Origin of the sequence: Nonomuraea sp. C10, from assembly GCF_008017515.1 — a bacterium.
Classification (GTDB): domain Bacteria; phylum Actinomycetota; class Actinomycetes; order Streptosporangiales; family Streptosporangiaceae; genus Nonomuraea; species Nonomuraea ferruginea.
In genome coordinates this window covers 6443124-6465517 of record NZ_VPFF01000001.1, presented here as the reverse complement: position 1 = coordinate 6465517, position 22394 = coordinate 6443124, and the positions used below count along the sequence as shown (strand labels likewise).

Annotated in this window: 21 protein-coding genes; 8 read left to right on the top strand and 13 right to left on the bottom strand. The window is 69.4% G+C overall.

Annotation, left to right across the window (positions count from 1 at the left end; all coding sequences use genetic code 11):
- Positions 1 to 58 precede the first annotated feature (58 nt).
- Positions 59 to 931: a sugar kinase gene (locus FR742_RS29670; protein ID WP_148033989.1), complete on the top strand. Its 873-nt coding sequence runs from the start codon at positions 59 to 61 to the stop codon at positions 929 to 931.
- Here the strand turns inward: FR742_RS29670 and FR742_RS29665 are convergent, their stop codons facing one another.
- Positions 932 to 3874, bottom strand: a complete 2943-nt coding sequence (locus FR742_RS29665) for a discoidin domain-containing protein (protein ID WP_222709082.1) — start codon at positions 3872 to 3874, stop codon at positions 932 to 934.
- 157 nt (positions 3875 to 4031) lie between these two features.
- Here FR742_RS29665 and FR742_RS29660 point away from each other — a divergent pair, with 157 nt between their 5' ends.
- The 6 genes from FR742_RS29660 to FR742_RS29635 all read left to right on the top strand — a co-directional run bounded on the left by FR742_RS29660 (position 4032) and on the right by FR742_RS29635 (position 10320).
- Entirely contained in the window at positions 4032 to 5021 is a 990-nt protein-coding gene (locus tag FR742_RS29660; RefSeq protein ID WP_148033987.1) for a LacI family DNA-binding transcriptional regulator, read from the top strand.
- A 93-nt stretch (positions 5022 to 5114) separates the two neighbouring features.
- Positions 5115 to 6455: an ABC transporter substrate-binding protein gene (locus FR742_RS29655; RefSeq protein WP_187281356.1), complete on the top strand. Its 1341-nt coding sequence runs from the start codon at positions 5115 to 5117 to the stop codon at positions 6453 to 6455.
- Between the two features lie 3 nt (positions 6456 to 6458).
- A complete protein-coding gene (locus tag FR742_RS29650; RefSeq protein ID WP_148033985.1) occupies positions 6459 to 7325 on the top strand; it encodes a carbohydrate ABC transporter permease in 867 nt (288 codons plus the stop codon).
- The gene (locus tag FR742_RS29645) at positions 7322 to 8254 is read left to right on the top strand and encodes a carbohydrate ABC transporter permease (protein ID WP_148033984.1); all 933 of its coding nucleotides are present in this window, start codon (positions 7322 to 7324) and stop codon (positions 8252 to 8254) included. Before FR742_RS29650 ends, FR742_RS29645 begins: the two co-directional genes overlap by 4 nt.
- A gap of 2 nt (positions 8255 to 8256) precedes the next feature.
- A complete protein-coding gene (locus FR742_RS29640; RefSeq protein WP_148033983.1) occupies positions 8257 to 9768 on the top strand; it encodes a glycoside hydrolase family 13 protein in 1512 nt (503 codons plus the stop codon).
- A gap of 24 nt (positions 9769 to 9792) precedes the next feature.
- Positions 9793 to 10320, top strand: a complete 528-nt coding sequence (locus tag FR742_RS29635) for a carboxymuconolactone decarboxylase family protein (RefSeq protein ID WP_187281355.1) — start codon at positions 9793 to 9795, stop codon at positions 10318 to 10320.
- 355 nt (positions 10321 to 10675) lie between these two features.
- On the opposite strand, the gene FR742_RS45365 is transcribed toward FR742_RS29635, so the two are convergent.
- The 5 genes from FR742_RS45365 to FR742_RS29615 form a co-directional block, all read right to left on the bottom strand.
- Positions 10676 to 10960: a hypothetical protein gene (locus tag FR742_RS45365; RefSeq protein WP_222709081.1), complete on the bottom strand. Its 285-nt coding sequence runs from the start codon at positions 10958 to 10960 to the stop codon at positions 10676 to 10678.
- Positions 10938 to 11228: a hypothetical protein gene (locus FR742_RS45360; protein WP_222709080.1), complete on the bottom strand. Its 291-nt coding sequence runs from the start codon at positions 11226 to 11228 to the stop codon at positions 10938 to 10940. Before FR742_RS45360 ends, FR742_RS45365 begins: the two co-directional genes overlap by 23 nt.
- Positions 11229 to 11246: 18 nt before the next feature.
- The gene (locus FR742_RS45355) at positions 11247 to 11492 is read right to left on the bottom strand and encodes an excisionase family DNA-binding protein (RefSeq protein ID WP_222709079.1); all 246 of its coding nucleotides are present in this window, start codon (positions 11490 to 11492) and stop codon (positions 11247 to 11249) included.
- 451 nt (positions 11493 to 11943) lie between these two features.
- Complete coding sequence (locus FR742_RS29620) at positions 11944 to 12468, bottom strand: NUDIX hydrolase (RefSeq protein WP_148033981.1); 525 nt, start codon at positions 12466 to 12468, stop codon at positions 11944 to 11946.
- Between the two features lie 119 nt (positions 12469 to 12587).
- Positions 12588 to 13799: a hypothetical protein gene (locus FR742_RS29615; protein ID WP_148033980.1), complete on the bottom strand. Its 1212-nt coding sequence runs from the start codon at positions 13797 to 13799 to the stop codon at positions 12588 to 12590.
- A 124-nt stretch (positions 13800 to 13923) separates the two neighbouring features.
- Between FR742_RS29615 and FR742_RS29610 the strand changes: the two genes are divergently transcribed.
- Positions 13924 to 14406 carry an FBP domain-containing protein gene (locus tag FR742_RS29610; protein ID WP_148033979.1) on the top strand — a complete coding sequence of 161 codons (483 nt, stop codon included), beginning with the start codon at positions 13924 to 13926 and terminating at the stop codon, positions 14404 to 14406.
- Here FR742_RS29610 and FR742_RS29605 read toward each other — a convergent pair whose 3' ends face one another.
- The 7 genes from FR742_RS29605 to FR742_RS29575 form a co-directional block, all read right to left on the bottom strand.
- A complete protein-coding gene (locus tag FR742_RS29605) occupies positions 14407 to 15654 on the bottom strand; it encodes a phosphatidylserine/phosphatidylglycerophosphate/cardiolipin synthase family protein (protein WP_187281354.1) in 1248 nt (415 codons plus the stop codon).
- 76 nt (positions 15655 to 15730) lie between these two features.
- Positions 15731 to 16726: a LacI family DNA-binding transcriptional regulator gene (locus FR742_RS29600; RefSeq protein WP_148033977.1), complete on the bottom strand. Its 996-nt coding sequence runs from the start codon at positions 16724 to 16726 to the stop codon at positions 15731 to 15733.
- Positions 16727 to 16759: 33 nt separating this feature from the next.
- Positions 16760 to 18130, bottom strand: coding sequence for a GH1 family beta-glucosidase (locus FR742_RS29595; protein ID WP_148033976.1), 1371 nt, complete (start codon positions 18128 to 18130; stop codon positions 16760 to 16762).
- Positions 18127 to 18930 (bottom strand): carbohydrate ABC transporter permease, encoded by an 804-nt coding sequence (locus FR742_RS29590; RefSeq protein WP_148033975.1) that lies wholly within the window; start codon positions 18928 to 18930, stop codon positions 18127 to 18129. Before FR742_RS29590 ends, FR742_RS29595 begins: the two co-directional genes overlap by 4 nt.
- Positions 18927 to 19883, bottom strand: coding sequence for a carbohydrate ABC transporter permease (locus tag FR742_RS29585; protein WP_148033974.1), 957 nt, complete (start codon positions 19881 to 19883; stop codon positions 18927 to 18929). The genes FR742_RS29590 and FR742_RS29585 overlap by 4 nt, the downstream gene beginning before the upstream one ends.
- Positions 19880 to 21184, bottom strand: a complete 1305-nt coding sequence (locus FR742_RS29580) for an ABC transporter substrate-binding protein (protein WP_148033973.1) — start codon at positions 21182 to 21184, stop codon at positions 19880 to 19882. The genes FR742_RS29585 and FR742_RS29580 overlap by 4 nt, the downstream gene beginning before the upstream one ends.
- Positions 21185 to 21494: 310 nt before the next feature.
- A complete protein-coding gene (locus FR742_RS29575) occupies positions 21495 to 22382 on the bottom strand; it encodes a serine/threonine-protein kinase (protein WP_148033972.1) in 888 nt (295 codons plus the stop codon).
- Between the last annotated feature and the right edge of the window lie 12 nt (positions 22383 to 22394).

The following is a 22394-nucleotide window of genomic DNA, read 5'->3' as shown; positions in this document are numbered from 1 at the left end:
CTGCACTGATGGAAAAAAATCCGTTTTGAGGCCACCTGACCGACTAGGCTCGGAGCCCATGACCGACGTCTACACCCTCGGAGAGGCGCTCGGGGTGGTCTCCAGCGGCCGGGTCCGCCACGAGACCGAGGCCAGGCTGGACATCTGCGGCCCCGAGTTCACCCTGGCCGTGGCCCTGGCGCGGCTCGGTCACCGGTGCGCCTTCGCCGGCAAGGTCGGCTCCGACGAGCTGGGCGCCCGGGTGCTGACGGTGCTGCGCGGCGAGGGCGTCGACGTCACCGACACGCGCGTCACGGAAGGGGTGCCGACCGGGCTGCTGCTGCGCGACGCGCGGGTGGGCCGCGAGCCGCTCGTCACCCACTACCGCGCCGGCTCGGCGGGCTCGACGCTGTCACCCGGCAACGTGCCGATCGACCGGGTCGGCGCCGCGCGGATGCTGCACGTCACCGGCGTCACCGCGGCTCTGGGCAGGGATCCGCACGACGCCGTGCTGGCCGCCGTGAGCGCGGCCAAGAGCGCGGAGGTGCCGATCTCGTTCGCCGTCGAGTACCGCCCCGAGCTGTGGGCGTCGGTGCGCGAGGCGGAGGAGGTGCTCACCGAGCTGGCCTGCCAGTCCCACCTGCTCTTCGTCCGCCAGGACGAGCTGGACCTCGTCAAGCCCGCGCTCACCCCCGAACGCGAGGTCGTGGTCGCCCGCGGCGCCAAGGGCGCGAGCGTGCGGGCCGACCGGATGCGCTACGACGCCCCCGGCCCGCAGACGCCGGTGGTCGACTACGGCGGGGCCGGGGACGCGTTCGTGGCCGGTTACCTCAGCGCGGCCCTGGACGGGCTGACCCCGCCGGAGCGCCTGGGGCGCGCGACGCAGCTGAGCGCCGCCGCCGCGTCCACCGCCAGCGACTGGCAGGGCCTGCCGGCCAGGGGCGAGCTGTAGCTACTCGATGTTCAGGGTGAACGTCGAGGTGGTGTTCTTGATGTTCTGCGCGTTGTCGGCGAAGCGCAGGCCGCGGAACGTGGCCGAGCCGACGGCCGGGCCCTGGCCCTGCTCCGGCAGCTCGTTCACCCAGATGCCGAAGCCCGACTTGGCGTCGTAGGCGTCGCCGCTCCTGCGCGCCCCGGTGATCGACACGTCCGTGAAGACGGTGTCGGTGACCGGGTTCACCGGCCGCGCGCCGTCGTACATGGTCTGGAACATGATCCCGCTGTACGTGGGATCGACGATGTCCAGATTGCTGACCCGGATGCCCTGGAACGTCTTCGACGCCGAGAACAGCCACATCGCCGGGAAGGTCTGCGCGCCCCAGAAGTGGCCGCCGGCCCGGACGAGCGAGATGTTCTCGAACCGGGTGGGCGGGTTCGCCCCGAAGCCGTGCATCGGGTAGCCGAAGTCGAGCGAGCTGATCGTGACGCCCGAGTAGACCAGCGTGTCGGCCACGTAGATGTCGCGGAAGGTGTTGCCGTACCCGCCGTAGACGGCCACGCCCGCGGCCCGCCAGGTGAGCAGCGAGGTCAGGTTCTCGTAGACGTTGCCGTGCTGCTCGCCCGCGTTGTTGTCGGTGGCGGAGAACAGGGCGAAGCTGTCGTCGCCGGTGGACCGGGTCTCCACGTGGGTGACATGGTTGCCGGTGCTGCCGTTGGTCATGTTGAGCCCGTCGGCGAACACGTTCCTGATCCGCGAGTTCCTGATCGTCATGTCGTCCGTGTTCGAGCCCCAGTACATGCAGACCTGGTGCTCCACCCACAGGTTCTCGATCGTCATGTCCGCCACGTTCGTGAAGTCGAACACCTTGCCCGGCCCGTCGATGCGCGAGGTGTAGTTGCCGAAGTAGGCGAAGCCCGCGAACGCCGAGCCGTTGGCCGTCGCGTCCGCGCGGAAGCCGACGTCGGTGTTCGACTGCCCGGCCGGCGCGTGGAAGCGGGTGTACCAGGGCCCGGCGCCGACGATCCTGACGGCCTTCCCGTACACCTGGAACTTGCCCGTCGTCTGGTAGCTGCCCGGCGGCAGGTAGACGCCGGTGAGCGCGCTGTCCATGCGGGCCCGGTCGAGCGCGTTCTGCACGTCCTGGTGCCCGAACCCGGTCGGTACGGCGTACTTCGCCGGGTCGGGGTTGCCGATGGGGGAGACCTGCTCGAAGTCGACGAAGTCGATCGTGTAGGTGGAGGTGTTGGCCGCGTCCTTCTGCAGCCTGATCTTGCGGCCCGCCGGGACCGTGGTGTCCAGCATCAGGTTGGCCTCGTCGTAGACGTGCCGCGGAGGGCCGGAGCCGGGGTTGTTGTCCGGGCTCGCCTCGGGGCCGTACAGCCAGGCGAAGCGCGAGGTCAGGTTGATCGCCTTGTGGAAGGCGCCGTCGACGTACACGTTCAGCGTCGCGTCGAGGCCGCCGCCGCCCGGCGCGTCCGGGATCGAGAAGCGGGTGACGAGCGTGTTCGTGGCCGCCTTGGTGGTGAACTCGACGTAGGAGCCGGTGGCGGCGAGCGTCACCGCACGGCGGCCGGACGCCTCCCCGGCCAGGTCGCCGATCGTCCTGTTCGGGCCGATCCGGGTGGCGCCGCCGCCGACGACCGCCTCCTCGGCCTCGTACGTGTCGTACGGCATGTTCGCGCCCCTGCCGATGGACAGCGGGTGCGTGCTGGTGTTGTTGTCCCGCTTGTCAGGCAGTTCCCTGGGGTCGTCGGCGAGCACCACGCGGACCGTGTGCCGGCCGTCGGCCGCGGTCCAGGTGCCGAGCGGGACCGGGGCGGTGGTGGCTCCCGGCGCGATGACGCCGCTGGCGGAGCCGGTCAGCGTGCGGACGGTCGCGCCCGAGCCGTCGAGCACGGCGAGCGTGATGCCGTGCGAGCCGGCGCCGGAGGCGATGGTGCCCTGGTTCCTGATGGCGACGGTGAAGGTGACGGTGTCGCCGGGGTCCGGGTTGCCCGGGGTCCAGCCGACGTCGGCGACCAGGTCGGCGCTGTCGGGGAGCGGGACGGCCGTGCCGAACACCTGGAACTCGGCCACCTGCCCGCCGGGCGCGCCGGAGTTGGCGGTGATCCGCAGCCGCACGTCGGCGGCCCGCGCGGTGACCGGGATCGTCACGCTGTTGCCGGTGGCGGGGTCGAAGACGTACGCGGCGGGCGCGACGAGGCGGGAGAAGTCGGCGGCGCCCCGCGCGCGGCCGAGCACCTCGACGGTCTGGGTGCGCCTGGCCCAGACGGCGTCCGGGTTCAGCTTGAGCACCACAGAGGTGAGGTCGGCGTCGCCGCCGAGCGCGACGGTCAGTGTGTTCGGGTAGGTCTGGCCCTCCCAGTACGTCCTGACGTCACCGTCGTTGGCGTTGCCGGCCACGTACGTGTGGGTGTGCGAGGAGGCGGCGATCCCCTTGCCGGTGGCCAGGTTCGTGCCCGGCTCCGGGTCGGGGCCGGGGCCGCCGCTCTCCCCGTACACCTCGAACTCGGCGAGCTGGGCGGCGGGCCAGCCGGTGTTCGCGGTGAACAGCAGCCGGACGTACCGGGCGCTGCCGCTCAGCGTGATCGTGGCGGACGGCGCGAAGCCGTACGTGGCCGACGGCTTGAGCGTGGCGAAGCCGGAGCCGTCCGCGCTGCCCTGGACGGTGAGCGTCTGGGTGCGGCTCGGCCAGCCGGCCGGCAGCTTGAGGGTGAGTCCGGTGAGCGTGGCGGCGGCGCCCAGGTCCACCTGGACCCACTGCGGGAACTGGCCGTTGGCCGACTCCCAGTAGGTGGCCTGGTCGCCGTCGGTGACGTTGGCGGCCCGGTAGACGTCGGTGAAGCCGCTCGCGGTGGCGGCCTTCCCGGCGGCCAGATTGGTGGCGGCGGCGGCCGGGGGCGGGGCGATGAGGAGTCCTAGGACGAGGGTCAGGGCGGCTAAGAGTGCGCGCATGGGGGGTGGCCCTTCGCAGGAGTACAGTTGGCCGCACCATAGGCTTTCCTGCAGATGTGAGCAATATCTCGACTGGATTGCGCAAGAAATGAATGCTGCTGTGATGCTCACGTAAGTACTTGCAATGGTTTGCGCTGACAGTCGTATAGTTTGCGTCATGACGCGACGACTCGCAGAGGTGGCCAAGAAGGTCGGGGTGAGCGAGGCGACCGTGAGCCGCGTGCTCAACGGCAAGCCGGGGGTGTCCGACGCCACCCGGGAGGCGGTGCTCACCGCCCTCGACGTGCTCGGCTACGAGCGCCCCACCCAGCTGCGCGGCGACCGTGCCCGGCTGGTCGGCCTGGTCCTCCCCGAGCTGCAGAACCCGATCTTCCCCGCGTTCGCCGAGGTCGTCGGCGGCGCGCTGGCCCAGCAGGGGTTCACCTCCGTGCTCTGCACCCGCACGGTCGGCGGCGTCTCCGAGGCCGACTACGTCGATCTGCTGCTCCAGCAGCAGGTCAGCGGCGTGGTGTTCGCCGGCGGCCTGTACGCGCAGGCCGACGCCGCGCACGGTCACTACGAGCTGCTGCACGAGCGCAAGCTGCCCACGGTCCTGGTCAACGCCGCCGTCGGCCACCTGGACTTCCCGCAGGTGTCGTGCGACGACGTGGTGGCGGCCGAGATCGCGCTGGGCCACCTGCGGGCCCTCGGCCACGAGCGGATCGGCATGGTGCTCGGCCCCAGGGACCACGTGCCGTCGCGGCGCAAGCTGGAGGCGTTCCAGGCCGGGGGCGGCGACGCGGACCTGGTCGAGCACACCATGTTCTCCCTGGAGGGCGGGCACGCGGCGGCCGCCCGGCTGGTCAGGCGCGGGGTCACCGCCGTCGTGTGCGCCAGCGACCTGCTCGCGCTCGGCGCGATCAGGGCCGCCCGCCGCGCCGGGCTGAGCGTGCCGCGCGAGGTGTCGGTGGTCGGCTTCGACGACTCGGCGCTGATGAACTGCACCGAGCCGCCGCTCACGACGGTCCGCCAGCCGATCGACGCGATGGGCCGGGCCGTCGTCGACCTGCTGGTGGCGCAGATCGACAAGGCCGTCGTGCCCGCGGACGAGCTGCTGTTCGAGCCTGAGCTGGTGGTGCGCGCCTCCACGGCGCGAGTCCGTACGTGATGTAGTCGTTATCTTGCAATCTTCAGTCTGAATATTGCGGAGATAAGTCGCTGATCCTATGGTGTGGGCAATTCGCATCAGAAGGGTCAGATCATGAAGAGATCCGCTGGGCTCTTAGTCGCATCCGCGCTCGGACTCGCCGCCTGCGGCTCCGGGCAGCAGGCTCCCCCGGCGGGCGGGGCCGGCCAGGTCACCATCACCGTCGCCTGCCAGCCCGCCAAGTCCGCGCCCAAGGAGCGCCAGGCGTGGGACGACGACGTGGCCGCGTTCATGAAGGCGAACCCCGGCGTCACCGTCAAGAGCACCGACCAGCAACCCTGCTTCGACCCCAAGACGTTCGGCCCCAAGCTCGCCGGCGGCCAGATGGAGACCGTCTTCGTGGTCCCCGTCACCAACTACGACGACGTGATCAGGCAGGGGCAGGCCCTCGACATCACCGCGTACACCGGCGAGATCAAGAACTGGGACGACCTGCGCCAGGACGTGCGCGACCTGGTGACCAAGGACGGCAAGGTCTACGGCGTGCCCAACGTGCACTACGGCGTCGGCCTGGTCTACAACCGCAAGCTGTTCGCCGAGGCCGGCCTCGACCCCGACACGCCGCCCACGACCTGGGCCGAGATCCGCGAGGCCGCCAAGAAGATCGCCGCGCTCGGCCCCGGCCACGTCGGCTACGGTGAGTACTCCGGCGGCAACACCGGCGGCTGGCACTTCACCCAGGCCATCTACGGCCGCGGCGGCAGCATCCTGACGGACGACGGCAAGAAGGCCGCCTTCAACTCGCCCGAGGGCAGGGCCGTCCTGCAGACGCTGCACGACATGCGCTGGGTCGACGACAGCATGGGCACCAAGCTGCTGGTCGGCTGGGAGTCGCTCATGGTGGCGATGGGCAGCGGCAAGGTCGGCATGATGCTCGGCGCCCCGGACGTGGTCACCGACGTGGTCGGCAAGTTCAAGGGCAGCGTCGCCGACTACGGCATCACCGGCTTCCCCGAGGCCAAGGCGTCGCTGAGCGGCGGCGAAGCGTTCATGATCAACCCCAAGGCCACGCCCGAGGAGGCGAAGGCGGGCATGCGGTGGCTCGACTTCCGCTTCAACACCGTCGGCGAGGGCCGCTTCGACTTCGCCCGCGGCAAGGCCATCGGCAACCCGGTCGGCGTCCCCGACAACGCGGTCTACGGCGACTCGCCCACCGGCCAGGCCATCCAGGCCGACCGGGTGAAGAACGCCTCCCTGCCGGTCGAGAACTACGACCCGTACGTCAAGGCCTCCGCCGCCATCCCGCCCAAGGCCGAGCCGGTCCACGCCCAGGAGATCTACGCGATCCTCGACGTGGCCATGTCCGGCGTGCTGTCCGACGAGGACGCCGACATCGACAAGCTGCTCGCCGACGCCGAGACCAAGGTGAACGCCGTGCTGGCGGCCAAGGGCTGATCCATGGCTGTTCTGAGGCGCAACCTGACGGCCTACGGGTTCCTGTGCGCGGCGCTGTTCTGCTTCGCGGTGTTCGCCTGGTATCCGATGATCAGAGAGTTCATCCTGAGCTTCCAGGAGACGAACCTGATCGATCCGCCCACCTGGGTCGGGCTGGACAACTTCGAGTACGCCGTGGGATACCCGGGCTTCACCGAGGCCTGGATCGCCACCCTGCAGTTCACGTTCCTCGCGCTGGTGTGCGGCTTCGCCGTGCCGTTCGTCGTCGCGCTCGTGCTCAACGAGCTGCGCCACGCCCGGGCCTATCTCAGGTTCGTGGTCTACCTGCCGGTCATGCTGCCGCCGATCGTCGCGGTGCTGCTGTTCAGGTGGTTCTTCGATCCGGGGCCCGGGCTGTTCAACCAGCTGCTCGGGCTGGTCAACCTGCCCGGCCTGGCCTGGCTCGACTCCCCGGCCACCGCGCTGATCTCCCTGGTCATCGTCTCGACCTGGATGAACATGGGGAGCGCGACCCTGATCTACCTGGCGGCGCTGCAGAACATCCCGCCGGAGCTGTACGAGGCGGCCGAGCTGGACGGGGCCGGGATCATCAAGCGGATCAGGCACGTCACGATCCCGCAGACCAGGCTGATCCTGCTGCTCATGCTGATGCTGCAGATCGTGGCCACCATGCAGGTCTTCATCGAGCCGTACATGCTCACCGGCGGCGGGCCCGCGGGCTCGACCGTCACCGTCGCCTACATGATGTTCCAGTTCGCCTTCACGAACCAGAACTACGGCGTGGCCGGCGCGCTCGGCATGATGCTCATGATCGTGCTGCTCGTCTTCGCCGCGTTCCAGCTCCGGCTCACCCGGGAGGACAAGGCATGATCTCCGTCGGCGCCCGGGCCGCCGCCGGCCGCAGGCGGGCGGCCCGCCGCCCGAAACCCATCCATACCGGGCAGTTCCGTACGATCATCTCCCCGCTCCAGCTCAACAGCCGATGGGGACGGCGCGTCTACTGGGCCGTGCTCGTCACGGTCGTGGTGACCTTCACGCTGGCCTTCGTCTTCCCGCTCTACTGGATGATCACCGGCGCCATGAAGACGGGCGAGGAGATCGCCCAGATGCCGCCGACGCTCTTCCCCGCCGACCCCACCCTCGACGCCTACGCCGAGGCGTGGAACCTGTTCGACCTCGGCACGCTGCTGTGGAACACCGCCTACTACTCGCTGGGCGGCTGGGTCTTCTGCATGCTCGTGGACGTGTCGGCGGCGTACGCGCTGTCGAGGCTGCGGCCGATGTTCGGCGGGGTGATCCTGGGCGCGATGCTGGCCACGCTGATGATCCCGGCCATGGTCGTGCTGATCCCGCTCTACGTCACCGTCGTCGACCTCGGATTGTTGAACAATCCCTGGGGGCTGTGGTTCCCGGCGGCCGCCAACGGGTTCAACATCTTCCTGCTCAAACGGTTCTTCGACTCGATCCCGCGCGAGCTGATCGAGGCCGCGCGGATCGACGGCGCCGGCGCCTTCCGGGTGCTCTGGTCGGTGGTGCTGCCCGTGTCGCGGCCGATCCTCGGCGTGGTGTCGATCTTCACCATCGTCACCTCGTTCAAGGACTTCGTCTGGCCGCTGCTCGTCATGACCGACAGCGACAAGATGACGCTCAGCGTCGGCCTGTCGCAGACCGCCGGCATGGTCACGCAGAACGCCGTCATGGGCGGCCTGGTCGTCGCCAGCATCCCGACGATCATCGTCTTCTTCGTCTTCCAACGTCACATCATGGCGGGTCTCACCGCCGGATCTATCAAAGGGTGATCATGTCGAAAACGTGGTGGCGGGGGGCCGCGATCTACCAGGTCTACCTGCGCAGCTTCGCCGACGGCAACGGCGACGGCGTCGGCGACCTGGCCGGGCTCCGGTCCCGCCTGCCCTACTTGAAGGACCTCGGCGCCGATGCCATCTGGCTCAACCCGTGGTACCCGTCGCCGATGGCCGACGGCGGCTACGACGTGGCCGACTACCGCGGCATCGAGCCGGTGTTCGGCACGCTCGCCGAGGCCGAGACGCTGATCGCCGAGGCGCACGAGCTGGACCTGAAGATCATCATCGACGTGGTGCCGAACCACAGCTCCACGGCCAGCGACTGGTTCCAGCAGGCCCTGGCCGACCCGGCCGCCCGCGACCGGTTCTGGTTCCGTGACGAGCCGGGCGACTGGCAGTCGATCTTCGGGGGTCCCGCCTGGACGCAGGTGCCTGACGGGCAGTGGTACCTCCACCTGTTCGCCCCGGAACAGCCCGACTTCAACTGGGACAACCCCGAGGTGCACCGGGAGTTCGAGGACGTGCTGCGGTTCTGGTTCGACCGCGGCGTCGACGGCGTCCGCATCGACTCGGCCGCCCTGCTCCACAAGTCCGACACCGCGTGGGAGGACCTCGACCCCGTCCACGACGTCTACCGCCACTGGCGGACCATCGCGGACTCGTACGAGGACCGCGTGCTGATCGGTGAGCTGTGGCTGCCCGACCAGGAACGCTTCGCCCGCTACCTGCGGCCCGACGAGCTGCACACCGCCTTCAACTTCGACTTCCTGTCATGCCCCTGGGACCCGGAGGAACTGCGCCGCGTCATCGAACTCACCCTCACCACGCACGCCACCGTCGGCGCCCCGCCCACCTGGGTCCTGTCCAACCACGACGTGACCCGCCCCGTCACCCGTTACGGCCGCGCCGACACCAGCTTCGCCCACGGCGGCGCCCTCCACGGCACCCCCTCCGACCCCGAACTGGGCTACCGCCGCGCCCGCGCCGCCGCCCTCCTGGCCATGGCCCTGCCCGGCGGCCTCTACGTCTACCAAGGAGAGGAGCTGGGCCTGCCCGAGGTCGAGGACCTGCCCGACGAGCTGCGCCAGGACCCCATGTACGCCCGATCCGGCGGCACGAACCCCGGCCGCGACGGCTGCCGCGTCCCCCTGCCCTGGTCCGGCGACGAGCCGCCGTTCGGCTTCGGCGGGCCGTCGCCGTGGCTGCCGCAGCCGGAGAGCTGGCGCAAGCTTACGGCCGAGGCCCAGCTCGCCGACCTGGACTCCATGCTCAACCTGTACCGCACGGGCCTGCGCCTGCGCCGGGAGTGCTTCGGCGACGGGACGCTCGCCTGGCTCCCGTACGGGGACCGGGTCCTGGCCTTCACCCGCGACTCGGGCGTCACCTGCGTCGCCAACCTCGGCCCGGACCCCGTCCCGCTGCCGGACGGGGCGGTGCTCCTGGCGAGCGGCCGGCTGGAGGACCGCCTCCTGCCCCCGGACACCACCGCCTGGCTGCGCACCCCATGATCGGGGCGGGCTAGCATCGGTGCGGTGAAGCGCCTTCGCCCGATGCCGCCCGCCCAGCTCGACGCCGACGCCCGCGCCCTCTACGACCGCATCAACGCCGGCCCCCGCGGCGCCTCGATGCTCGACGACCAGGGCGCGCTGGTCGGCCCCTTCAACGCCATGCTCCTCAGCCCCGCCCTGGGGGACCCCCTCCAGGAGCTGGGCGCCGCCATCCGCTACCGCTCGTCCTTGACGGACCGGTGCCGCGAGCTGGCCATCCTGATCGTCGCCACCCACTGGTCCAGCACCTTCGAGCTCCAGGTCCACGAGAAGATCGCCACCGGCCTGGGCTTCACCGACGCCCAGCTCGCCGCTGTCCGTACGGGAGAGCCGCTCTCTTTGGAGGACCCGGAGGAGGCCGCCGTCCTCCGCGTCACCCGCGCCCTGGTGACGAACGGGGACCTGGACGACGAGGCGTACACCCTCCTACCGGAACCGGCCCTCTTCGAGCTGACCACGCTGACCGGCTACTACGCCACGCTGGCCCTCCAACTCCGCGTCTTCCGCGTCTGACCACGGCCTCGTCGACTCGTGCAACAGCAAGGTCCTCGGTGGACGCGCTCCGCGCGACCCTGCTCGGGCTGTGCTCAGCGGGGAGCCCAGCTCCCCGCACCCCTGGCCGGGGCCTTCCGACCCCGGACCCCGGCGTGGGCCGGCTTCTGCGCTCATTCGACCGGAGGCACCGGGAAGATTGCATCGCGAGAGAGACGAGCCCTGATCGGCTCAGAGGCCGAGTGGAGCTGTGCCGTCTTTCGGACCCGCTCGTCGAACGAGCGATCGCTGCACCCCGTTCATCCAGCCGACAGATATCGGGGATGAGCCGCGCGGTAGATCACACGGAGAGTCCGGTCTGGCCGCACGATTTCGACTAAGTGTCCAACCATGAGCGAACTGCTGCGGCGAAAACGGGAGCCCCACAGTTCTCCAGCGAGCCCAATATGTCTTCAATAGCCATCGAACGATGAGGCGGTCTGCCGGTCGCCGCGGCCTGTTCCCGCAGCACCTGCAGAATGGCAGCCGGAGCCAGTTCCAGCTCGTACAGCAGGAACGTGTCCGGGTGCTGTACCTCGACATCCCATGATTTACAGGCGGCGCTCGGGAAATCGCGGAGATTGAACGTGACGATCACGTCAGCTCGCGGCAGCGAGAACATGCCGGTCCTTGACGTGGTTACCCATCGAGTCCTCCAGCGGCTCCCACCCCTCGACCATTGCTTCGGAGAAGGCGGCCCGCACAAAGCCAAAAGTGCGATCGACGCTTGATTCGGGAAGTCCATTTCGTAGCAATGCTCCCCGAACCTCCGCCAGAATCCGTTCGCTCCATAGGGGCTGATAGACGCCGGCCTCTGCGACTCTCAAAAGCGTGTCACGCAGGGCGTTCGGATACAGCACGCATGCGTCCAATATGGCGGAGAATGGCACCAGGCCAGGATAGGACTCTCAGAATTCGTTTGCAGGCTTGTCGTACATACCCGTGCCTACGGATTCCGAGGTCAGCTGATCCAGAAGGCGGCGTCGCTCAGTGCGCCTTTTCTCCTTGTAGGCCAGAACATCCTGCAGCTTCACCCTCCGATGAGCGCCAGGGCGATCGGTGGCACGCTGGTAGGGGATCTCGTCGCTCTCCAGAAGCTTGACGAGAGTGGGCCGGGACACTCCCAGCAGCTCGGCGGCCTCATAGGTGGACATGGTCATGTGCTGCGGTGCGACCGTAACGGCCAGGCCTTGAGATAGAGCCTCTGCCACTTGGAGCAGTGCCTCATAGACGGGCAAGGGCAATGGCAGCCGGGGAGATCCGTCAGGGCCTGTCAGGACGGCGGGACAGTCCGCGACTGCTCGCCCTCGCCTGTGCAGCTCCGCGACTAGATCGACTATGGCTGCCTGGGCCTGAGGGTCCTCTTCTGGGAGGAATGTCCGGGCATCCACGGCGGCCAACGATGTCTCGCCCATAAGAGCCCCCTGTCGCCGCACATCTGGTACCTGGACTGTACCTCAAAACGAAACTAGTGAAAGCTCTCTTGGTTCATGGGCTCAGCACGCCTGCGTAAAGACCTGAAACGTCATCAAAGGAGTGAGTTCGGCGAAGCGCGTGCCTTGCGGCCGTTCCGCCTGGTGGCGTCCGAGGCATAACCATGAGCACCTACAACTCGGTGAGCAGGTAGAGCAGTGCGTTCATGCTCGTCCCGCTCACGATGTCGCGCTTGTCGATCAGTCGCCGGATCTCGGAGAGCGGCACCCACTCGATGCGCTCGGCCTCCCACGGCTCGGTGGGCGGCCCGATGTGCCGGGCGGTGTCGGCCCGGAAGATGTGGTGCTCGGAGTCGGAGATGCCGCTCGTCGGCTGGGTGTAGAGCAGCGGCCGCAGCGGGCCGGGACGCCAGCCGGTCTCTTCCTCGACCTCGCGGGCGGCGGCCGCGATCGGCTCCTCGCCCTCGTCGACCTTGCCGATCGGGATCTCCCAGCCCCACGTGTCGGTGATGAACCGGTGCCGCCAGATCAGCAGCACCCGGCCCCGCCCGTCGGTGACGACCGCACCGGCCCCGGGCGCCGTACGGATGAGCCGGTGATCAAGGTGTCTGCCGTCCGGCAACTCCACATCGGCCACCCGGACGTCGATCCAGCGGTCGGAGTAGAGCGGTTCTTCCGAGTGGACCTGCCAGCGCATGCGGCTGCTCCCAGCGTGGACGGCTGCGTCGGCACCACGTTACAAGGACCGTCTCCCTGCGGAACTCGCCTCACGCCGGGGTCCGGGGAACTCGGCTCCCCGCTGAGCGTACGAAGGCCCTACCTGAGGGGATGGGCCCGGCGGCGGAGGAGCAGGCCGCCCGCGCCGGCGGCCAGGACGAGAGCCGACCCGGCCAGGACGAACATCCGCCCGTCGGGGCCCGCGTCGCCGCCGGCCCCGGTGGCGACCCCTTCACGGGGGGTGATCGACCTCCGGGGTTCCTCGGAGTCGTCCTCGGTGGGGGTCACGGTGACGACGGCCGTCTTGGTCGGGGTGGCGGAGGCGGAGGGCGAGGCGGACCCGTCGCCGATGGTCAGGGTGTAGGTCTTGAGCGAACCAGGGCTGGTCGGCTCGCACTCGATGAGAGGCTCCGTCGGCCGCGGCCCGAAGTTGACGGAGGCGGGTTTCACGGTCGCGGTGCCCGCCCGCCCCGAGGTCGTCTTCATGTCCACCGAGGCCGGCAGCGCGATCGGCTGACCGACGGCGACGCCGCTCAGCTCGCCGACGCCGGTGGCCGAGGTGAGCCCGGTCAGGCCGGAGATCGACGCGTACGCGTACATCTTGAGACCCGTCGTCGGCAGCCCGTTGGGCGCTTCCAGCTCGGCGCCGCTCTCGTACGTGCCCTTCCACCCGATCGTGAACTGCTCGCCGACCTTGGGGTTGGCGGCCGGCAGCGTCAGGGCGGTCCTGATGCGGACGGTCTGGGGCGCGCCGGAGGTGGGGGTGCAGGTGTAGTCGACCACGTCACCGGTGCCGCCGCCTCCGTCCTGGCCGACCGTGACGGTCACGCTCTCGGTGCCGGTGGTGGTGCACGTCGTCACGTCGGTGGGGGTGACGGCCAGGGCGAGCTTGAGGCTGCCGGTCTCGGTGGAGGGCTTGATCGTCACCTGGCCGCCGGTGGCGGCGGTGATCTGTACGGTGCTCGTGACCTGGCCCGCGGGCACCGCGGTGGTGCCGGGCGTGACGCTCGCGCCGGTCTTCGACAGGTCGGCGTGGGTGCCGCCGGTGACCGCGAGCTTGCCGTTGACCTGGACCTGGGTGGTGGCGGTCGGCGCGGTGCGCAGGGTCAGCGCGGGGATGGCCCACTTCGCCTCGAACGAGCCGCTCGCGGTGTCCGGCACGACGATCGGCACGCTCAGCGTGGTGTTGCTGAAGGGGCCTCCGGAGCAGGTGTACGCCACCGTCAACGTCTTGTCGGCCGCCTGCGCGGGTGCGGCGGCGGACAGGAGCACCAGGCCGATGGCCGATGCCACCACGGCGAGCTTCGGCACGATCCGTCTCCCTGTCGATGGGATGAAAGGACCGCACCACGATGGCATCCTTTGGTCACATCTGTATCGAGATCAGCATCCTTCGGCAAATAATCGCTTGCCTGGGCCTCCTAGCCTGGAATTCATGAGACCTCTCACCGAACCCCAGATTCGCACCTCGTTCGTCAACTGCACCAAGGGTGAGGCGTCCCGTCTGCACGTGCCGCGTGACCTGCCCGGCCAGCCCTGGGACGACCTGGACTTCCTCGGCTGGCGCGACCCGAAGGCCCCCGACCGCGCCTACCTGGTGGCCGAGCGCGACGGCGGCCCGGTCGGCGTCGCGCTCCGCCTCGTCACCGCCCGCCACGGCCACCAGCGCCGCAGCATGTGCTCGCTCTGCCTCACCACCCACACCGGCAGCGGCGTCGCCCTCGTTTCGGCCCGCAGGCGCCGCGGCGAGGCCGACTCGGTGGGCGCCTACGTGTGCGCGGACCTCGCGTGCCCGCTGTACGTACGAGGCAGGCGCAAGCCGGAGTTCGGCGAGCGCCTGGAGGAGTCGCTGACCCTGGACGAGCAGGTCGACCGCATGACGGCCAACCTGCATGCCTTCCTGGACCGCGTGGCCTGATCAGGTGCGGTTCTTGCAGGTGTCGCGCACCTTGTAGAAGTACGACAGGTACTCGGTGTGCACGTCCCGCCCGGAGATCCTGATCTGGGCGTCGTCCGCGTTCTCCAGGTGGGTGAAGTTGGCGCTGCCGGTGTAGACGCGGGGCGTGATGTCGTCGTCGTAGAAGCCGTCGGTCATCATCAGCTTCAGGTGCGGCACGACCGAGCGGCCGCCGGCGGTGAAGCGGCAGGGGGTCACCTGGATGCGGCGGCCGTTGACGGTCTTGGCCAGCTCGGCGCGGATGGTGGCGTCGGCGTTGCCGGTGCCGTCGGCGCTCTTGTAGTAGACCAGGTCCACCCAGCAGTTCTCGCCCCGCAGCCGGACCAGCTCCTGGGCGATGGCCAGCCGGTGCTGGTTGAAGTGGGTCAGCACGAGCCTGATGTCGGTCTGGCGGTAGACCCCGTCGGTGTCCTGGTAGCGGCACTCGACGAGCTTGAGGATGTTGGCGATGGGGTCGCCGCTCGACCTGGCGCGCGGGAAGAACGTGGCCCGGTACTTCGAGCCGGTCGGGGTGGTCCAGTAGTAGGCGGGGTTGGGCGCCTGCCGCCGGCCTAGGCGCAGGTCGTCGAAGTACTTGTAGTAACCGTTGTAGACGGCGGCGTCGGTCAGGGTGAACGCGTCGTTGTAGGAGTTGTACAGATACCAGTCGGACAGGTTGGACGAGGTCTGGAAGACGACGTTCCCGTGCGTGGTCCCGTTCACCTCGATGCCGGAGAACAGCGCGAACTTGCTGTGCAGGTAGTCGCGGCCGATGCAGCCGCGGTCGACCGCCGACGGGTTGGGATACTCGCAGCCGATCACGTACGAGCCGGCGCTCTCGTTCGCGCCGAGCACGGCCTTGAGGCGGGCGGTGATCTCGTCGTTGGCCCCGTTCTCCATGTCGTCGAGGATGACCTTGACGCGGACGCCGCGCTGGTGCGCCTGGATGAGCGCGTCGGCCACCTCGGTGGAGCGCTGGCCGGGGGAGAACTGGTGGTTGACGAACCTGATCTCGCTGGCCGTCCTGGCGGCCCTGATCAGCCGGATGAGCTGGTCCATCACGGCCGACTGCTGGGCGCTGGGCGTGCCGGGCACGCCGGAGTCGGCGACCGGGTCGTTGAACACGGGCGCGTTCAGCACCGGCGGGCCGGTGACGTCGGCGGACGCGCTGCCGGCGGGTAACAGGGCCGCGGCCAGGCATAAGGCCACGAGCGTGGCGATTTTCTTCATGAAGAGCGCCTTTCTGCGTGACAGTTTTCGCTGCTCGACTGTCATACGCGGAAAGATCGCCTGTCAAGGGCCCCTGTCAGGTGGACTCGCGGATCACCAGCTCCGTCGGGAGGACGACCGGCTCGGCCGGGAGGCCCTCGAACAGGTCCAGCAGCAGCCGCACCATCGCCGCCGTCTGCTCGATGACCGGGTGGCGGATCGTGGTCAGCGGCGGCTCGGTGTACTTGGCCGCCTCGATGTCGTCGAAGCCCACCAGCGCCACGTCGTCGGGCACCCGCCGGCCCGCCTGCCGCAGCGACTGCAGGGCGCCGACCGCCATCAGGTCGTTGGCCACGAACACCGCGTCGAGCTGCGGGTCGTCGCCGAGGAGCTGCCGCATGGCGACCGCGCCGGACTCGCGGGTGAAGTCGCCCACGGCGACGATCGAGCGGCGGTCGGAGTCGCGCAGCACGTTGCGGTAGCCGGTGAGCCTGTCCTGGCCGCCGATCATGTCCTGCGGCCCCGCGATGGTGGCGATGCGCCTGCGCCCCTGCTCCACCAGATGGCGCACCGCGGTCTCGGCCCCGCCCACGTTGTCGTTGTCGGCGTACGGGATGTCGACCGGGACGGCGGGCCGGCCGTACGAGACGACCGGGACGCGCAGCCGGGACAGCGCGCTCGGCAGTGGGTCGGCGCCGTGCATGGAGATGAGCATGACCCCGTCGACGTGCCCGCCCGCGATGTAACGCTCCACCCGGGCGTGGCTCTTGGCCGACGAGGCCAGCATGAGCACGACCTGCTTGTTGACCGTCTCCAGCTCCAGGCTGGCCGATCGGATCACCGTGGAGAACAGCGGGTCCTCCGAGAACACCCTGGTCGGCGGCTCGGAGACGACCAGGGCGATCGAGTCGGTGCGCTGGGTGACCAGGCTGCGCGCCGCCGAGTTGGGCACGTAGCCCAGCTCGTCGATGGCGCGCAGCACGGCGTCGCGAATCTGCGGGGCCACCGTCGTCTGGCCGTTGACGACACGGGACGCGGTGGCCCGCGAGACGCCCGCGCGGGCCGCGACCGCTTCCAGGGTGGGACGTCTCATGGCAACACCAAAAGGGAGGGCACGGAAGGAAATCTACAGGCGGTTCGCGGCGATCACATCGCGATACCACAGCGCGCTGTCCTTGAGGACCCTGACCTGCGTCGCGTAGTCCACGTGCACGATGCCGAACCTGCGCCGGTAGCCCTCCGCCCACTCGAAGTTGTCGAGCAACGACCAGACGAGATAGCCCCGGAGGTCGGCCCCCGCCTCGATGGCCCGGCCCACCTCGCGCAGGTGGCCGCGGAGGAAGGACACCCGGTCCGCGTCGTGGACCCTGCCGTCCTCCACCACGTCGTCGAAGGCCGCGCCGTTCTCGGTGACCATGAGGCCCACGTCCGGATAGTCCTTCGACAGCCGCACCAGCAGCCGCGACAGGCCGTCGGGCACGATCGGCCAGCCCATCGCGGTGACCGGCGCGTCGGCCGTGGCGAAGCGGATGTCCTCCGAACCCGGCCAGGCCGCGTCCGCCGGCAGCCCGGGCCCCGCCTCGACCACGCACGGGTTGTAGTAGTTGATCCCGATCAGGTCGATCGGCGCGTTGATCACCTCCAGGTCGCCGTCCAGGATGTGGCCGGTGCCGCCGTTGCGCCCGGCGGCGGCCAGCACCTCCTCCGGGTAGCGGCCGTGGAGCGCGGGGTCCAGGAACTGCCGGGTCAGCAGCGCGTGGACCCGGTCGACGGCCGCCGCGTCGGCCTCGTCCGGCACCGCCTCGTGGTCGTTCACCTGGGCCGGGGTGAGCACGGGGGAGGAGTTGACGACCAGCATGATGCCGGCCGCGCCCGCCTCCCGCAGCCGGGCCGCCGCAAGGCCGTGGCCCAGCAGCAGGTGGTGGGCCGAGCGCATGGCGGAGGCCGGGTCCTTGCGGCCGGGCGCGTGCACGCCGTTGCCGTAGCCGAGGAAGGCCGCCACCCACGGCTCGTTCAGCGTCGCCCAGTTCTGGACGCGGTCGCCCAGCCGGTCGTGCACGACGGCCGCGTACTCGGCGAAGCGGTGGGCGGTGTCGCGGTCCGCCCAGCCGCCCCGGTCCTCCAGCGCCTGCGGGAGGTCCCAGTGGTAGAGCGTGAGGTACGGGGAGATCCCGGCCTCCAGCAGCTCGTCCACGAGCCTGTCGTAGAAGGCCAGCCCGCGCGGGTTCGCCGGCCCGCGCCCGTCGGGCTGGATGCGCGGCCAGGCCACCGAGAACCGGTAGGCGGCCAGGCCCAGCTCGCGCATGAGGGCGACGTCGTCGCGGTATCGGTGGTAGTGGTCGCAGGCGACGTCGCCGGTGTCGCCGTCGGCCACGTTGCCGGGGGCGTGGGAGAAGGTGTCCCAGATCGACTGGCCTCGCCCGTCCTCCTTGACCGCCCCCTCGATCTGATAGGAAGCCGTAGCGGCACCCCAGACGAAGTTTTCCGGGAAAATCATCCCTTGACCGCTCCTTGCATGATTCCGCCGATGATTTGCTTGCCGAACAGGGCGAAGACGATGACGAGCGGCAGGGTCCCCACCGCCGTGCCCGCCAGGCCCAGTACGTAGTCGTTGACGTATCCGCTGGCCAGCGTCGACAGCGCCACCTGGACCGTCGGGTTGTCCGGGGTGAGCACGACGAGCGGCCAGAAGTAGTCGTTCCAGGCCGACATGAACGTCAGCATGCCCAGCACGGCCGCCGCGGGCCGGGCGGCGGGCAGCACGACGTGCCAGAACAGCCCCCAGGTCGTGCAGCCGTCGACCCGCCCCGCCTCCAGCAGCTCCGTCGGCAGCGCCCTGCTCAGGTACTGCGTCATGAAGAACACGCCGAAGGCGTTGACCAGCGCCGGCACGATCAGCGCGTAGTTGGTGCCGGTCCACTCCAGCTTGATCATGAGCATGTAGAGCGGGATGATGCCCAGCTGGGCCGGCACCATCATGGTCGCGACCGTGATCACGAGCATGATGTTCTTGCCCCTGAAGCGCAGCTTGGCGAAGGCGAACCCGGCCAGCGTCGAGAAGAACATCACCGCGATCGAGATCGACCCGGCCACGATGAACGAGTTGAGCAGCGCCAGCCCGAACGGCACCGTGTCGAAGACGCGGGCCACGTTGGCGAAGAAGTTGCCGCCGGGCAGCAGCGGCGGCGGCACTTGGGCCAGCGCCGAGTTGTGCCGGGAGGCCACCACCACGCTGTAATAGAGCGGGAAAGCGGAGAAGAACGCGACCGCCGTCAGCGTCAGATAGCGCAGCTTCATATCACTCCGCCCTTCACGCGCCTGGTCACCAGGTAATTGATGCCGGCGACGACCACGACGAACAGGAACATCACCCACGAGGCCGCCGAGGCGTAGCCGAAGTCGAACTTGGTGAACCCGTGCTCGTAGACGTAGAGCGCCAGCGTCTGGAACTGCCGGTCCGGCCCGCCCGTGACGAGGCCGCCCCCGCCGCCGCTGCTGGTGCCGAAGAGCAGCGGCTCGGCGATGACCTGCATGGCGCCGATGGTCGAGACGATGACCACGAAGATGATCGTCGGCCGGATCATCGGCACGGTGATCCTGACCAGTTGCTTGAGGTTGCTCGCCCCGTCCAGGGTCGCGGCCTCGTACAGCTCGCGCGGCACGGCCTGCATGGCGGCCAGGAAGATGAGCGCGTTGTAGCCCGTCCACCGCCACATGATCATCACCGAGAGCGCGAGGTGCGAGGTCGCGGTGCCGGCGGCCCAGTCGATCTGGCCCACGCCGAACCACGACAGCACCCAGTTGATCAGGCCGAAGTCCCGCCCGAACAGCTGGCTGAAGATGACCACCACGGCCACGACGCTGGTGACGTTGGGCACCAGCAGCGAGACCCGGAAGAGGGTCTGGAAGCGCAGCCGCCTGTTCAGCAGGTGCGCCAGCCAGATGGCCAGCACGAGCTGCGGCGCGGTCGACAGGATGCCGATCGACAGGGTGTTGAAGGTGGCGTTCCAGAAGTAGTCGTCGGCCAGCAGCGTCCCGTAGTTCCGCATCCCGACGAAGGTCTGCTCCTCGTCCAGGAGCGTCCACTCGTGCAGGCTGACCCAGGCCGTGTAGGCGAGCGGGAACAGGCCGAACGCGGCGAACAGCAGGAAGAAGGGCGCCACGTAGGCGTACGGCGACACCCTCGTGTCGAGGGTGTGCCGCACACTTGTCCTACGCCTCCGCCCTACAGCGAGAGGGAGGGTGCTCATTTGATCTTCTTGACGTCCTCGAGCACCTGCGCCCACGCCTCGTCCGGGGTCTGCTTGCCCTGCTCGACCCGGCCCAGGCCGTTGCCGATGGCGACCCGCACGTCGGCCTCCTTCGGGCCGAGGTGCTGCGGCTTCAGCGCCTTGGCGGCCTCGGAGTAGATCTTGCCGATCGGGGCGTCACCGAAGAACGGCTTGGTGAACGACTGGATCGACGGGTCGTCGTACAGGGCGGGGATGGACGGGAAGGTGCCCTCCTCCTTGAAGACCTTGGCCTGGTTCTCCTTGGAGGTCAGGAAGTCGATCAGCTCGGCGGCCTCCTTCGGGTGCTTGCTCTGCGCGGGCACCATCAGGTGGGAGCCGCCGCTGTTGCCGGAGCCGCCGGGCACGGTGGCGATGTCCCACTTGCCGGAGGCGTCCTGGGCCTGCTCCTGGATGAACCCGGTCATCCAGGCCGGGCAGATGATGGTGGCGAACGAGCCCTTGGCGAAGCCGGTGTTCCACGGCGGCGAGAAGGCCGCGAGCTTGGCGGTCAGGCCCTCGGTGGTGATCTGGTTGGACAGGTCCCAGGCCTTCTTCACGTCCGGGTTGGAGTCCACGATGATCGTGTCCTGCGCGTCGTAGAGCCCGACGGGCGCCTGGTTCACCATGGCGCGGAAGATCTCACCGGGGGAGTCGACGAACTTGGCGCCCTCCACGTTCGCGGCGGCGAACTTCTTGCCGGTGGCGATGTAGTCGTCCCACGTCGGCCAGAGCTGCCCGACCTCCTCCCGGTCCTCGGGCAGCCCGGCCTTCTTGAACAGGTCCTTGCGGTAGCACATGGCCAGGCCGCCGACGTCGGTGCCGAGGCCGAGCAGTTGCCCGCCGTCCTTGCTGAGGCCCTGCTGCCACTTCCAGTCGAGGTACTCGGGCTGCCGCTTGTCGAGCCCGAACTGCTTGAGGTCGGTGAACTTCTGCGGCTGCGCGGTGAAGGTGCTGATGTAGCCCACCTCGACGCCCTCGATGTCGGCGGCGCCGGCGTTCGTGGCCAGCCGCTTGACGAGGTTGTTGTGGTGGTCGTTGAACTGGGTGACGTTCTCGACGATCTCGACGTTCGGGTGGGTCTTCTTGTACTCCTCGTAGAGCGGCTTGAAGCCGAAGTCGCCGAAGAGGTTGACGGTCAGCTTGATCTTCTCCGCGGGCGCGGCGTCGGCGCCCGCGGTGTCGCCGCCGCCACCCCCGCCGCCGCCACCGCACGCGGTGGCGAGGCCGAGCAGGGACGCGGTGATCAAGGGTACGGCGATGCGCCGGAAACGAGGAGCCATGGAGCCCTCCGGGACTGGGAGCCTTGGGGAAGTTGCGAGAGAGCGCTCTCCGAAAACTTTCGGCCAGATCACCGCGGGCTGTCAACGGCTGTTGGGTAACGATCCCTGTTATGAAGAGAGCGATCTCAGGACGGGGAAAGCCCTCGGAGGCGGGTGGTGGCGGGTCCTTCCAGCCCTGCTCGGTGAACGGTCCTTCTCGAACACCGCGATGCCCGGCGCGCGCCGGAACCGCGGCCCGTACTCGCCCAGGGAGCGCTCTCTCAGCAGGTCGAGGGCGCGCAGGCGCACCGACTCGGCGCGGCCGCGGTCGTCAGCTGAGCACCCGGCCGACCATCCGCGCGTACATCCGCCCCGGGCTGGGAGAGGACGTGAGGAAGCCCGGCAGCATCGGCAGCGCCACCGCGAACGGTTCCAGCAGCCGGTAGAGCTCGTCGGCGTCGGCGGGCCGGTCGCCCGGCTGCTTCTCCAGCAGCCGGGCCAGGAGGGCGCCCAGCCCGGCGGGAAGCCCCGGGATGGCCGGTGGCCGCTCCTTCACCTGCTTCTCGAACACCACGTAGTCGGTCGGCCCGGTGAACAGCTGCCTGCCCGTCAGCATCTCGTGCAGGACGCAGCCCAGGGAGTAGAGGTCGCTGCGGGGCTCGGCGACGCCGTGCTGGATCTGCTCCGGGGCCATGTAGGCGGGCGTGCCCAGGATCTGCCCGATCCGGGTGAAGGTCGTCACGTCGGCGTCCCGGAGCATCGCCAGGCCGAAGTCGAGCACCTTGACGCTGCCGTCGGGGCAGAGCATGAGGTTGGTCGGCTTGAGGTCGCGGTGACAGATCGACAGCGCGTGCGCGGCCGTCAGGACGGCGCAGGCCTGCGCGGCGATGGCGGCGGCCCACGGCACCGGCAGCGGCCCGTGCTCGCTCACCACGTCGGCCACCGTGACGCCCTCGATGAACTGCATCACCTGGTAGAGCCGCTGCTCGTGGGTGCCGAAGTCATAGAGGACGGGAGCGCCCGGGTGTTCGAGCCGGGCCAGGATGCGCGCCTCGCGGGTGAAGCGGAGCTCCAGCTCCTGATCGGGGCCGCTGGGCAGGCGCAGCAGCTTGACAGCGACCTTGCGATCGAGGTGGCGGTCGTGGCCCGCGTAGACGGCGCCCATGCCGCCCTGGCCGAGAGGAAGATCGTCGAGCACATAGCGGTCGCCGATGACCATATGCCCCCCTCC

Bases quoted from the DNA above. Each gene is read 5' to 3' on its own strand.
- FR742_RS29620 (WP_148033981.1), bottom strand. From the start codon at position 12,468: ATGCGCTGGCAGGTCCACTCGGAAGAACCGCTCTACTCCGACCGCTGG.
- FR742_RS45365 (WP_222709081.1), bottom strand. From the start codon at position 10,960: ATGTTCTCGCTGCCGCGAGCTGACGTGATCGTCACGTTCAATCTCCGC.
- FR742_RS29670 (WP_148033989.1), top strand. From the start codon at position 59: ATGACCGACGTCTACACCCTCGGAGAGGCGCTCGGGGTGGTCTCCAGC.
- FR742_RS29595 (WP_148033976.1), bottom strand. From the start codon at position 18,130: ATGATTTTCCCGGAAAACTTCGTCTGGGGTGCCGCTACGGCTTCCTAT.
- FR742_RS29655 (WP_187281356.1), top strand. From the start codon at position 5,115: ATGAAGAGATCCGCTGGGCTCTTAGTCGCATCCGCGCTCGGACTCGCC.
- FR742_RS29605 (WP_187281354.1), bottom strand. From the start codon at position 15,654: ATGAAGAAAATCGCCACGCTCGTGGCCTTATGCCTGGCCGCGGCCCTG.
- FR742_RS29610 (WP_148033979.1), top strand. From the start codon at position 13,924: ATGAGACCTCTCACCGAACCCCAGATTCGCACCTCGTTCGTCAACTGC.
- FR742_RS29580 (WP_148033973.1), bottom strand. From the start codon at position 21,184: ATGGCTCCTCGTTTCCGGCGCATCGCCGTACCCTTGATCACCGCGTCC.
- FR742_RS29585 (WP_148033974.1), bottom strand. From the start codon at position 19,883: ATGAGCACCCTCCCTCTCGCTGTAGGGCGGAGGCGTAGGACAAGTGTG.
- FR742_RS45355 (WP_222709079.1), bottom strand. From the start codon at position 11,492: ATGTCCACCTATGAGGCCGCCGAGCTGCTGGGAGTGTCCCGGCCCACT.
- FR742_RS29660 (WP_148033987.1), top strand. From the start codon at position 4,032: ATGACGCGACGACTCGCAGAGGTGGCCAAGAAGGTCGGGGTGAGCGAG.
- FR742_RS29575 (WP_148033972.1), bottom strand. From the start codon at position 22,382: ATGGTCATCGGCGACCGCTATGTGCTCGACGATCTTCCTCTCGGCCAG.
- FR742_RS29600 (WP_148033977.1), bottom strand. From the start codon at position 16,726: ATGAGACGTCCCACCCTGGAAGCGGTCGCGGCCCGCGCGGGCGTCTCG.
- FR742_RS29650 (WP_148033985.1), top strand. From the start codon at position 6,459: ATGGCTGTTCTGAGGCGCAACCTGACGGCCTACGGGTTCCTGTGCGCG.
- FR742_RS29645 (WP_148033984.1), top strand. From the start codon at position 7,322: ATGATCTCCGTCGGCGCCCGGGCCGCCGCCGGCCGCAGGCGGGCGGCC.
- FR742_RS29665 (WP_222709082.1), bottom strand. From the start codon at position 3,874: ATGCGCGCACTCTTAGCCGCCCTGACCCTCGTCCTAGGACTCCTCATC.
- FR742_RS29590 (WP_148033975.1), bottom strand. From the start codon at position 18,930: ATGAAGCTGCGCTATCTGACGCTGACGGCGGTCGCGTTCTTCTCCGCT.
- FR742_RS29640 (WP_148033983.1), top strand. From the start codon at position 8,257: ATGTCGAAAACGTGGTGGCGGGGGGCCGCGATCTACCAGGTCTACCTG.